Annotated in this window: 13 protein-coding genes; 4 read left to right on the plus strand and 9 right to left on the minus strand. The window is 40.5% G+C overall.

What is annotated here, in order from left to right:
- The first annotated feature begins 82 nt into the window (after positions 1-82).
- Together HNR31_RS11765 and HNR31_RS11770 are read left to right on the plus strand one after the other, a co-directional pair.
- Positions 83-352, plus strand: a complete 270-nt coding sequence (locus HNR31_RS11765) for a DUF3055 domain-containing protein (RefSeq protein WP_181556431.1) — start codon at positions 83-85, stop codon at positions 350-352.
- A gap of 58 nt (positions 353-410) precedes the next feature.
- Positions 411-692: a cytosolic protein gene (locus HNR31_RS11770; protein WP_181556432.1), complete on the plus strand. Its 282-nt coding sequence runs from the start codon at positions 411-413 to the stop codon at positions 690-692.
- 47 nt (positions 693-739) lie between these two features.
- Here the strand turns inward: HNR31_RS11770 and HNR31_RS11775 are convergent, their stop codons facing one another.
- Complete coding sequence (locus tag HNR31_RS11775; protein WP_181556433.1) at positions 740-1,015, minus strand: YutD family protein; 276 nt, start codon at positions 1,013-1,015, stop codon at positions 740-742.
- Between the two features lie 111 nt (positions 1,016-1,126).
- Here HNR31_RS11775 and HNR31_RS11780 point away from each other — a divergent pair, with 111 nt between their 5' ends.
- Positions 1,127-1,810 carry a YhcN/YlaJ family sporulation lipoprotein gene (locus HNR31_RS11780; RefSeq protein WP_181556434.1) on the plus strand — a complete coding sequence of 228 codons (684 nt, stop codon included), beginning with the start codon at positions 1,127-1,129 and terminating at the stop codon, positions 1,808-1,810.
- A 494-nt stretch (positions 1,811-2,304) separates the two neighbouring features.
- Here the strand turns inward: HNR31_RS11780 and lipA are convergent, their stop codons facing one another.
- Positions 2,305-3,195, minus strand: a complete 891-nt coding sequence (gene lipA, locus HNR31_RS11785; protein WP_181556435.1) for a lipoyl synthase — start codon at positions 3,193-3,195, stop codon at positions 2,305-2,307.
- Positions 3,196-3,426: 231 nt separating this feature from the next.
- Between lipA and HNR31_RS11790 the strand changes: the two genes are divergently transcribed.
- A complete protein-coding gene (locus HNR31_RS11790) occupies positions 3,427-4,371 on the plus strand; it encodes a M23 family metallopeptidase (RefSeq protein WP_228485726.1) in 945 nt (314 codons plus the stop codon).
- A gap of 193 nt (positions 4,372-4,564) precedes the next feature.
- On the opposite strand, the gene HNR31_RS11795 is transcribed toward HNR31_RS11790, so the two are convergent.
- The 7 genes from HNR31_RS11795 to sufB form a co-directional block, all read right to left on the minus strand.
- On the minus strand, positions 4,565-4,771 hold the full coding sequence (locus tag HNR31_RS11795) for a hypothetical protein (protein ID WP_181556436.1): 207 nt from the start codon (positions 4,769-4,771) through the stop codon (positions 4,565-4,567).
- A gap of 422 nt (positions 4,772-5,193) precedes the next feature.
- Positions 5,194-5,952, minus strand: a complete 759-nt coding sequence (gene yunB, locus HNR31_RS11800; protein WP_228485552.1) for a sporulation protein YunB — start codon at positions 5,950-5,952, stop codon at positions 5,194-5,196.
- 75 nt (positions 5,953-6,027) lie between these two features.
- Entirely contained in the window at positions 6,028-6,330 is a 303-nt protein-coding gene (locus tag HNR31_RS11805; RefSeq protein WP_181556572.1) for a YunC family protein, read from the minus strand.
- Between the two features lie 54 nt (positions 6,331-6,384).
- Entirely contained in the window at positions 6,385-7,773 is a 1,389-nt protein-coding gene (locus tag HNR31_RS11810) for a bifunctional metallophosphatase/5'-nucleotidase (RefSeq protein ID WP_181556438.1), read from the minus strand.
- Between the two features lie 15 nt (positions 7,774-7,788).
- Positions 7,789-8,607 (minus strand): sulfite exporter TauE/SafE family protein, encoded by an 819-nt coding sequence (locus HNR31_RS11815; RefSeq protein ID WP_181556439.1) that lies wholly within the window; start codon positions 8,605-8,607, stop codon positions 7,789-7,791.
- A gap of 18 nt (positions 8,608-8,625) precedes the next feature.
- The gene (locus HNR31_RS11820) at positions 8,626-9,474 is read right to left on the minus strand and encodes a DUF72 domain-containing protein (RefSeq protein ID WP_181556440.1); all 849 of its coding nucleotides are present in this window, start codon (positions 9,472-9,474) and stop codon (positions 8,626-8,628) included.
- Positions 9,475-9,597: 123 nt separating this feature from the next.
- A complete protein-coding gene (sufB, locus tag HNR31_RS11825; protein WP_181556441.1) occupies positions 9,598-10,995 on the minus strand; it encodes a Fe-S cluster assembly protein SufB in 1,398 nt (465 codons plus the stop codon).
- Between the last annotated feature and the right edge of the window lie 4 nt (positions 10,996-10,999).

Consider the following 10,999-nt stretch of genomic DNA (forward strand, 5'->3'; position numbering starts at 1 on the left):
ATCACACCAAATCCATACAGACATTTACATGAACGTTTGTTATCATAAAAATATAACTTTGTTTGGATGGAGGAAATAAGTAATGGATGAACGCTTTTTCTTATACGATGATACAGTGGAAACGAAAACACGATTTGTCAGCTTTTTAGGAAAGCAGCAACGTTTTGATTTGGCGATTATTCAAACGGATCGCTTTTATGGAAAATATTTGGTCCTCAATATGCAAAGTAACCGCTTTGCCATTATCGGTCAAGATGATTTAGACGAACCGGGTTATTTAGAGCAGGCGTATCACCTAAGCGAAGAAGATGCCAACGATTTGCGCTCATTTTTAAATGAATTTATTTCATAGCTCCTTTTCGTTCAGGGGAAATTATTATACGTAACCCCCTTGCGAAGAAGGTGATAATATGAGAGAAGAGGAAAAATACAGCGATTTTTCTACGGTCGAAAAAATCCGAAATTTTCTTGTTCCGGAAACGCTTCCAGAAGGTCCGTACGGTTCCCCGCGTGGTAAGAACGAGCCTGTGCAAAACAAAAGTACTCCATGGAAAAAAGGTCAGCGTTATTATAGCGCCTTTAACTACGAATACAAATCGTTGCATCAAGACATTCCGAGACAAGATCCGGGGGCCCATCCACCGCATGACGATCCGAGAAAAAATGAGCAATTTCCTTACGGACAAGTATAATTTATGATAAAAAACGGCTATCTCATATTGGAATGAGATAGCCATTTTTACCTTTTTACTTTCCGCAATACAAAATACGCGCAACCAAAATTACAATACTCATACAAATATTCTGACAACGTACTAATTTTTGTATCGTACGTGGCTTTTTGATTATGATCATCAAAAAACCCTCTTAAACGCAATTGATTATATCCCCAATCCCCGACAATGTAATCATACTTATTTAAAATATCGGCATAGCGCGCGCGAAATGCTTCTTCATTAAAACCGTTCTTTACATTTTCGATTAATTCATAACACGTATTGTTAATGCAAATCATTCTATTCACCTCATCTTTCACTTTTAATCATAAATGATGAAACGTTCCCAATCAATTACTGTTATCAAAGTTTGCAAAGAAAGGCATGCTGAAGGTGAGGGGGTGTTTGCATTGAAAAAGACGTTACTTGCGTTATCCATTAGCGCTACTGTTTCGCTAGTTGGATGTGCGCAAATGGCTGAAAATAACGATGATGACATATTGGAACGAAGCGGCAACACAATTAACGTAACAGATCGTAATGATTTATATAACGATGAAGGAGTTCCAAACGGCGATGATACACCGATGAACAATTTTGGTTATGTTCGCCATCAAAAAAGCCCTATTCCCGGTGATATGAATCAATACGCAAATATGCCGACACTAAATCGTGAACGTGTCGCTGATTTAATTAGCAAATTGTGTACACAGCTTCCAAACGTCAATGATGTTGCGACGCTTGTAACAGATGAAGAAGTGTTAATTGCTTACGATACGGATACAAAAAACCGTTTTGAAACAGCTGACCAAGTGAAGAAGACAGCGCTTTCTGTTGTCCCGCGCTACTACCACGTATACGTAGCTGACGACCCGCGCATGATGAAAGAAATTGAGCGCTTCGGTCGTTTAGATTCAAACAGCCGCAACATCGACCAAATTATTGATACAACGATTAAAGAAATGTTGAAATATCCTCAAGGTCGTAAATTAAACGACGGGGAAAATGCAAACGGAGAAATGATTAATGAAAGGAACGACCGTCTCGATCGTGATACTCACGATGGCACACCAAAACAAATGGGAACGAAATAAGTCTCTCTGTTAAGTGCGATGGGCACATATTCTTCCCACCAAGGAGAGCTGGTTTGACCACAGAGCTCTCTTCAAACCATGCTCTAAGCAAATGTTGAGTGAAGCAAACTGATTGCGAACCGAGCTAGACAGTAGCGACCCGCATCCCTCGAAACATACTGAAAGGATCTGCGGGGAGGCTCAGACCAAACTTCATGTAATCTTGCGTGGGTTACTCAAAGAAGTTGACTCAATGTGTTGCCGCCGCAGTGGAACTAAAGCGTATCTAGGGAACGGTCGCCGGATCTGCACAATGAAGAAAGCGGAGATAGCACGAATCGTTTACGAAGCCAAATGTTCTTCACACTCAGAAGTACTGATTGCTTCGTAACGAGTTCATTTGACATAAGAGGACAGATGCCGGACTAGACTTCTTGGAAGATTGATACTCTCTTTCCTTAATAAATAAAACGGCCTGATTTCCTTTTGAGAAGGAATCAGACCGTTTTTTGAATTTATGCTTTCATTTGGCGGGTAGCAGCATTTACTTGTTCATCGGCATGATAAGACGAGCGAACAAGCGGACCCGCTTCGCAATGGCTAAATCCTTTGCTTAACGCAATTTCTTTCAGCTCCATAAATTCATGTGGATGGTAATATTTTTCGACTTTCAAATGTTTTTTCGTTGGCTGCAAATATTGACCGATCGTTAAAATATCGACATGATTCGCCCGTAAGTCGTCCATCGCTTCGAGAATTTCTTCCTTCGTCTCACCAAGGCCAACCATAATGCTCGATTTTGTCGGGATATCTGGCTGCAATTCTTTGGCACGACGCAAAAATTCAAGAGAACGCTCGTATGTAGCACGCGCACGTACTCTTGGTGTAAGACGTCGAACCGTTTCAATATTATGATTTAAAATATCTGGTCGCGCATCCATCAAAACTTTTAAATTTTCATATACGCCTCCCATATCAGAAGGAAGGACTTCAATGGTTGTCAACGGATTTTTACGGCGAATTGCCCGTACTGTTTCCGCAAATACAGCTGCGCCTCCGTCTTTTAAATCATCCCGAGCTACTGCAGTAACCACGACATGTTTTAAATTCATGAGACGCACGGAATCAGCCACGCGCTCTGGCTCTTGCCAATCTAGCTCCGTCGGCAATCCTGTTTTTACTGCACAGAAGCGACAAGCGCGCGTACAAACATTACCTAAAATCATAAATGTTGCCGTTCTTCTTACCGCCCAACATTCATGAATGTTTGGACACTTCGCTTCTTCGCATACTGTATGCAGTTGTTTTTCACGCATCATTTTCTTTAAGCCGATATAATTTTCGTTTGTGTTTAATTTTATCTTTAACCATTCTGGTTTTCGAAGACGTTCTTCATTTGTAGCCATTTTTCACACTCCAATAATTTAAAGTTATATCTTAATTATAAGAAAAAGAACGGACGAACACAAAGAAATTGTCGCAAACCGATTGGTCTACCGATTTTTAACATTTATGAAACGAAAGAATCTCCTCAAACTAAACATATGAGACCGATGGGAAAGGAGTAGAAAAGAGTGTATCAATTTGTTGTTCTCACGCTCATCGCGCTATTTACTTTTACTACACCGCTTACTGCACTGGCGCAAACAAGCACTGATCAAGACAAGATATATCAGCAACGAATGGAATTGTATAAAAAAGCGGAGGCTGTCTCACTCATTCCTTGGTATTATTTTGCCGCCATTGATCAATATGAGCGAAATGTTCGTCAAGTTCGTCGTGATCTCCCTAAACCTAAAGGAGTGCTTGGGATTTATATTAAGCCGGAAATATGGGCAGGGCCACTCAACAAAGCTGAAAATGATACTAACCCGTTCACGATCTCGCAATTTGGCGGATTGGGAATTGACGGAAATGGAGATGGTGTAGCCGATCCAACAAACGATGAAGATATCATCTTCTCTATGGCCCGATTTCTCCAGTCATACGGAACTGACCACCAGCATATTAAAATGGCATTATGGAACTATTATCAACGAAGCAAAACAGTCGATTTAATCTTAGGGAAAGTCAAAATTTATAAAAAGTATCAAACCCTTAAGCTCGATGGTCATGTATTCCCTCTTCCCCTTTATTCCAATTACAGTTACAAGAATACATGGGGCAGCGCAAGAGGATGGGGCGGAAGACGCATTCATGAAGGAACAGATATCTTCGCTAGTTATGGAGTTCCCGTACGTTCAACTTGTTATGGAATTGTTGAGCTGAAAGGATGGAATAAATATGGAGGATGGCGTGTCGGCATCCGCGATATTAACAATACGTACCATTATTTTGCCCACTTAAACGGATTTGTAAGCGATTTGCGTGAGGGACAAATCGTTGAACCGGGGACGATTATCGGCTCTGTCGGCAGCTCCGGTTACGGTCCACCAGGCACTGCTGGAAAGTTTCCTCCACATCTCCATTATGGAATGTATAAAGATAACGGCTACACGGAATGGTCATTTGACCCTTATCCTCATTTAAAAATGTGGGAGCGAATGGAAAAGATAAAGAAAAAACAAAGAGGTCGGAAGTAATCCGACCTCTTTTTCATAACATCATTTCTTTATCTGATCTTAGCTTTGAGACAGGTTTGCAGAAACAATCCCTCTGACGAATTGCCTACCATATGTTCACAATCAATAAACCGTTTCTTCTCTATGATTTTGTGTTTTGCTTTTACAACAGCATGAATAATACTTAGTCGCTAAACCTCCTTATCAATAAGCATCATGACACTCTCTGCCGTTTCATTGAAAAGGCAATGCCAACAAATAGCGTTAACACAGCGGCGACCCAACCGAGCGATATCACAAACCAAGTCTCATATCCACGGTAATTTTCTTTTGAGTTTGTACGAATGTTATCAATCATCATATAACCTAAGACAATCATTGTAATGACACTTAAGCAAATTTTCCACCATGCCCCTAACATAATGTCAACCACACTGTCTCGCATGGTTGTGCAAATGGTTTAGTTCATGCACGACCCATGCAAGCAAAATGATTTCGACTAAGTTTAGCCAGCACAACACCAAAGCTGTTAAGTTTCCCAAACCGATGGCTGCCCCGCCTCTGCCAAAATAAAGCCGTCTCGCGTTTCCCGCTGTTATCGATTTTCCATTTGTACAAGTTCTTGTCTTTAAAGAGATAAAAAATAATTTTTATTTTTTGACTTTTTATATATAAATGAGTATAACGTCTATAGTCTGCAATATCAAAATAATATTTACAAATTTTGATATTCAATTAAAATAGCTATCCCTTATTATTGCTGGGATAGCTAACACAAAATGTCATATATCAAAAAATTTTTGTAATTAATACAGTATCACAAATTCAAGACTGCAGTACATATCAATTGAGCGGAATTTCAAATGATGGATCAGAATTTCCTCCATTGTTATAAAAGTTCGGTACCTCTCCTTGAATAACGTGCATCGCTATCGGGATATCAGTTGAGACAGTAGCAGACTTGGTTGCGAACGGAATCACTACTTGTACATTGACTTTAATATGAATGAGCACTTTAATAAGAGCATTGTTAATTCCAAATGGTTCCACTTTTGTTTTAACATCTGAAGTCGCATTACCAATGACGTAAAAGCGCACGGGAATCCTTGGACCCAAATTTCCAAGTAACGTATTGTTCGTTGCCTGACCAAGCGGGATATGATAAATAATTCCTTCATTTTCCATACCGTTTGTTTCGATTTTTACATCTGGAAATTCAAGTTCTCGTAAATCTCCTTGTTCTGCCGCTTTTAAGTTTTTTAACACTCGATTGTTTGTTTTAGCGAGAACTCGATTTACAACGGCAGCGTTAAAATCGATAGAAGAAATTCTTCCATATTCATCTTGTTGAACCTTAATCAAATCTTTGACATCAACATCGTCTTCGGTAATTTGTTGATTTATTGCACCATTAATGATCAAGTTCGCAATCCGCTTCGTTTCTTTCTCGGCAATATCCATAAGCGTTGGCTCAATTCCTTTATTAATAATCCAAAGGCTAACTGCTGTCGATAATATAAAAAATACGAACGTTAACAAAAATAAATAGCGAAAAGGCAGTGGGCCCCTTTTCTTCGACAAGCGAACGGGAAACTTTGCCAAAATGAATATCCCCCCTTTACAAGCTATATGTATGCTGTAAAGAGAGGACATAACGCACTTTTCTTTTATAATTTTTTATATCATTTTCAGCAATGCGTCTTTTCCTTTCATACCAACCTTGATGCCAAGCTTTTCGGCAGCGATCGTGATGGACTCAAGCGGAGCTTCTAATAATTGTTCAATCGTGCGGACGCCTACGGCTCTCCCTGCAATAATACCGCGATCTTTCAATTGTTCATTTAACAGGTTCACATCTAATGCCCCGCACATAATATAGCCCTTTTCATTTGCTACAGCAAGTAAATTCGTTTTTGGCAACTGAACTGAAACAGCGATAAACGGATAGTTCTCAATCATAATCGGTTTGACGGTTACCATCATCCCCACGCTCCTTTCCCTAATTCAATGTATGAATCGAGAAAGGAAGTGTTCCTATCTATTGTTGGATAACTTCCATGCTAAAAGATCACGCAAAAATTCCGGCATATAATATGTTTTTTGCGGAGCACGGCAAATTTCTGGGTAAAAATGTCCAAATGTAAACATATCAATTGTTGCCACGGCATATGTTTTGTCCATATTTAGTGCTTCTCCGTTAACCAAAATCTGGTAAATACATTCTGAACCATCTTTCATAATTTCCGTTTGTAATTCAACCCCATCATATACCATCTGCCCCATCACTTTGCCACGAAATCCAAAACCTTTGACAGGAAAGTGTTTCATTTCCTCCGTATTCGCCTGCAAAATCACTTCTTTTAATTTATCGCCTCGCAAATAGACTTTGCATGGATTGATTGGATGTGGACAAATGCGATGTAAGTCTTTTTTTGTGACGATCCCTTTAGAAAGTGGCTCTAATAGCACACCTGCATTCACCATCCCAATGTCACCATCGCACCATTCTTTTAAGGCGGTTGCTAACAGTTGAGAAAGCGGTGAAGGGGCAAACCATTGTAACGGCAAATCTTCATGAAGCTCAACCACTTTTTCTTGTTCAAGCTGACGCACGCTTTCTTGTTGAAGTACCAACAGTTGTTGTTTTGTGTTTTCACAATCTGGAAGCATCGACACATCTACTACAGAAGCTGTTGCTGTCGGCTTATTGATCTCATCTATGTCTAGTTTGACCACACCGATGTATTGGCCATATTTCCCCGCTCCACATAATAGCGTGCCATCGACTATTTTTCCATTAGGCAATAAATGGTGGGAGTGTCCCCCGATAATTACATCAATTCCTTGTACCGTTTGGGCGATTTTCTCATCATCGTTAATTCCTAAATGAGATAGCAAAACGACAAAATCCGCTTTTTTTCGTACTTCCGCTACCATTTCTGCCAACAGATCAAATGGAGAGACGACTGTCCAACCGAGCAACTCATAAAATTTTCTAAAAGGGGCGGTAACACCGATAACCCCCAAGGTAATTTTATCTGAAAGAGAAATCAGCTCATAAGGTCGGAGCCAAGCAGGACGTTTACCATCTTGTTGAAACAAATTCGCAACAAGAACTGGAAACCGAGCTTCTTCATACAGCTCATTTAATTCTTCGTGAGTTAAGGTAATTCCCTCGTTATTGCCAATCGTGATCGCATCATAATGGAGCTCATTTAACAGCTCAACATTCGCTTTTCCTCTTGTCGCCTCTGTAATCGGATGAAACCGGTCAATGAAATCTCCAATGTCAAATAATAACATCGCTTCTTTGTTGCGTTCATGTTCTTTTCTTCGCTCCTGCAAAAATTTCACGATTTTTGGCCAATTTTCAAAGTGGCTATGTACATCGTTTGTATGGTAAATATAAATCGTTTGTGCCAACAAACAACACCTCTTTTACGAAATGCCTTGATAAATTAGGCGAATTCCAAGAAGAACAAGCACAAGCCGCAAAACGATGACGACCGTTTTACTTTTTAACCGTTTATTAATGAACGCGCCCGTTTTTGCACCAAACCAAACGCCCGGAATAAGAGCAAGGACAAATAGCCATTCTACATTTCCCATTGTAATATGCGTCAGAGAACTAACGAGGGAAGACAGGAACACAATAAACATTGACGTCGCTACCGCCACATGCGGCGGGAACAAAAATAATAAAATCATAGCCGGAACCATTAGCGAACCGCCGCCGATACCAAAAAGTCCACCAAAAAAACCAACGATAAATGCAATCACAATCGCTAACACAGGATGATAGCCGTACGTAACCGTTTCCCCTTCATTCGTTATATACGTACGCGTAATTTTAAAATGCTTGGATTCTACTTGTTTCGAAGAATCTCTATTTAACATTAGCAAAAACGAGACAAAGATTAGAAAGAGGCCGAAATAAAGGGAGAAATGAGCTAAGCTTAGCACATTGTTCACCCATGCCCCAACGATCGCTCCTGGTCCACTTCCAATAAAAAAGAGAAGTCCGCTTCGGTAATCAACCATTTTATCTTTCATATAAGATAACGTCGAAGAAAGGCCGTTAAAAATAATGACAACTAATGATGTCCCAACAGCAACTTGCGGCGAAACAGTCGGTAAAAAGTGAGTCGCTCCTAAAAATAATAAAGACGGAACGATAATTACTCCTCCCCCTAAGCCGACTAAACTACCAATGGTACCGGCTAAAAACCCGACTAGAATCAGCAGCACGTATTCCATTATCCTCATCTCCATCCATTAAAATAAGTCTAGTTGCCGCGGCGCTAAATCGGTATATTCAATGCCAAGCAAACGCATGAACTGCTTCGCATTGTCTGCGGCATCACCGCCGGAATTATTGTTGAATAACACATAAATATTGTTTGTTGTCTCTTTCAGTTTTTGAATATGGCTCACCCATTCGAGCAATTCCTCTTCACGATAGCGATACAAATACCGAACCGCTCGCCAGTTTTCTCCGCTTGTTGCTTTATTCCAGCCGTAGACATTTCGGCCGTGAAACCGGATGAGCGTTTTTTCCCGGTTCGTTGGGTAAAGAACAGTTGGAACCGAACCTTCCCCTGCCTGTGGTTCGTCACAAATACTATGAATCCATCCTTCTTCGGTCATAAATTGTAATGTTTTTTCATAAAAACGAGGGGCAAACCATGATTGATGGCGAAATTCTAACGCCACCGGTATATTCCCCATCTTCATTCGACACCAGCGCAAATACGTCACATGTTCCCGGCGACAATCAAACCAAGGCGGAAATTGAAACAATACCATTGCTAACTTGCCTGCTTCGATAAATGGCTCAATCGATGCTAAAAAGGCTGCAAACATCTCTTCTTTGTTTTGATAAGGTATTTCTCCACGTTCATGTCCTGTCATTCCTTGGTATGCTTTGACGATAAACTGGAACGATTTTGGTGTTTCGCGAATCCATTTTTCCACGTTCTGCCTTGGCTGAATCGCATAAAAATATGAATCGACTTCTACAGTTGGAAAATGAGCAGCGTATTCTTGTAATTTATCTTTTGCAGCAAGGCCGGGCGGATAAAGACGATCATGGTCCCCCCAGCCCGTTAGTCCAATATAAATCATTTGTATCACCTGCTTCCATCATATCACAATCATTTAAGACTTGGTAATGATTCCATGAGATTAGGTGACAATGAAAAACCCGGTCCTTCGTGGCAACGAATGACCGGGTTAGTGATATCCAAATTAACCAATGGATCCTTCCATTTCGAATTTAATGAGACGATTCATTTCAACAGCGTATTCCATTGGAAGTTCTCTTGTAAATGGCTCAATGAATCCCATGACGATCATTTCCGTTGCTTCTTGTTCGGAAATGCCGCGGCTCATGAGATAGAACAATTGCTCTTCTGATACTTTCGATACTTTTGCTTCATGCTCCAACGAAATGTTGTCATTTAAAATTTCGTTGTACGGAATCGTATCGGAGGTTGATTGATTATCCATAATGAGCGTGTCACATTCAATATTCGAGCGCGAGCCTGACGCTTTTCGACCGAAATGAACGATACCGCGATATGTCACTTTTCCACCTTGTTTCGAAATGGATTTGGAAACAATCGTCGATGATGTATTTGGCGCAAGGTGAATCATTTTCGCACCGGCGTCTTGATGTTGACCTTTTCCGGCAATCGCAATCGAAAGCGTTAATCCACGTGCACCTTCGCCTTTTAAAATGACAGCTGGATATTTCATCGTTAATTTTGAACCGATGTTTCCGTCAATCCATTCCATTGTTGCGTTTTCTTCGCAAACCGCACGCTTCGTAACAAGGTTAAAGACGTTGTTCGCCCAGTTTTGAATCGTTGTATAACGACAGTAAGCGCCTTTCTTGACGATAATTTCAACAACTGCACTATGAAGAGAATTCGTCGTATACACTGGAGCTGTACAACCTTCCACGTAATGAACGTGCGCACCTTCATCAACGATAATTAACGTGCGTTCAAACTGCCCCATGTTTTCAGAGTTAATGCGGAAATACGCTTGCAATGGGGTTTCTACTTTTACGCCTTTTGGCACGTAAATGAACGATCCACCGGACCATACCGCAGAGTTTAACGCCGCAAACTTATTATCTGTTGGTGGTACGACTTTTGCCCAATGCTCGCGGAAAATGTCTTCGTTTTCTTTTAATGCGGAATCTGTATCTTTGAAAATAACACCTAATTTTTCAAGGTCTTCTTTCATATTATGGTACACAACTTCCGATTCGTATTGCGCTGATACTCCTGCTAAATATTTTTGTTCCGCTTCTGGAATTCCTAATTTATCAAACGTCGCTTTAATTTCCGCTGGCACTTCATCCCAAGAACGCCCGGACTTTTCTGATGGTTTAACATAATAGGTAATCTCATCAAAATCTAGGCTAGATAAATCGCCACCCCATTGCGGCATTGGCATGCTGTAGAAAATATCTAATGCCTTTAAACGAAATTCGAGCATCCATTGCGGTTCGTTTTTCATGCGAGAGATTTCTTCGACAATCTCTCTTGTTAATCCGCGTTTGGCCCGGAACACGGAAACGTCTTTATCGGCGAAGCCATATTTATATTCGCCGATTTCTGGCATTTTTTTCGCCATGATG

Origin of the sequence: Thermaerobacillus caldiproteolyticus (assembly GCF_013761245.1) — a bacterium.
Taxonomy (GTDB): Bacteria; Bacillota; Bacilli; order Bacillales; family Anoxybacillaceae; genus Thermaerobacillus; species Thermaerobacillus caldiproteolyticus.

What these genes read in the sequence shown, in the direction of transcription:
- HNR31_RS11765 (WP_181556431.1), top strand. Translation starts at nt 83, where the DNA reads ATGGATGAACGCTTTTTCTTATACGATGATACAGTGGAAACGAAAACA.
- HNR31_RS11770 (WP_181556432.1), top strand. Translation starts at nt 411, where the DNA reads ATGAGAGAAGAGGAAAAATACAGCGATTTTTCTACGGTCGAAAAAATC.
- HNR31_RS11775 (WP_181556433.1), bottom strand. Translation starts at nt 1,015, where the DNA reads ATGATTTGCATTAACAATACGTGTTATGAATTAATCGAAAATGTAAAG.
- lipA (WP_181556435.1), bottom strand. Translation starts at nt 3,195, where the DNA reads ATGGCTACAAATGAAGAACGTCTTCGAAAACCAGAATGGTTAAAGATA.
- HNR31_RS11795 (WP_181556436.1), bottom strand. Translation starts at nt 4,771, where the DNA reads ATGTTAGGGGCATGGTGGAAAATTTGCTTAAGTGTCATTACAATGATT.
- HNR31_RS11805 (WP_181556572.1), bottom strand. Translation starts at nt 6,330, where the DNA reads ATGGTAACCGTCAAACCGATTATGATTGAGAACTATCCGTTTATCGCT.
- HNR31_RS11815 (WP_181556439.1), bottom strand. Translation starts at nt 8,607, where the DNA reads ATGGAATACGTGCTGCTGATTCTAGTCGGGTTTTTAGCCGGTACCATT.
- HNR31_RS11820 (WP_181556440.1), bottom strand. Translation starts at nt 9,474, where the DNA reads ATGATTTATATTGGACTAACGGGCTGGGGGGACCATGATCGTCTTTAT.
- sufB (WP_181556441.1), bottom strand. Translation starts at nt 10,995, where the DNA reads ATGGCGAAAAAAATGCCAGAAATCGGCGAATATAAATATGGCTTCGCC.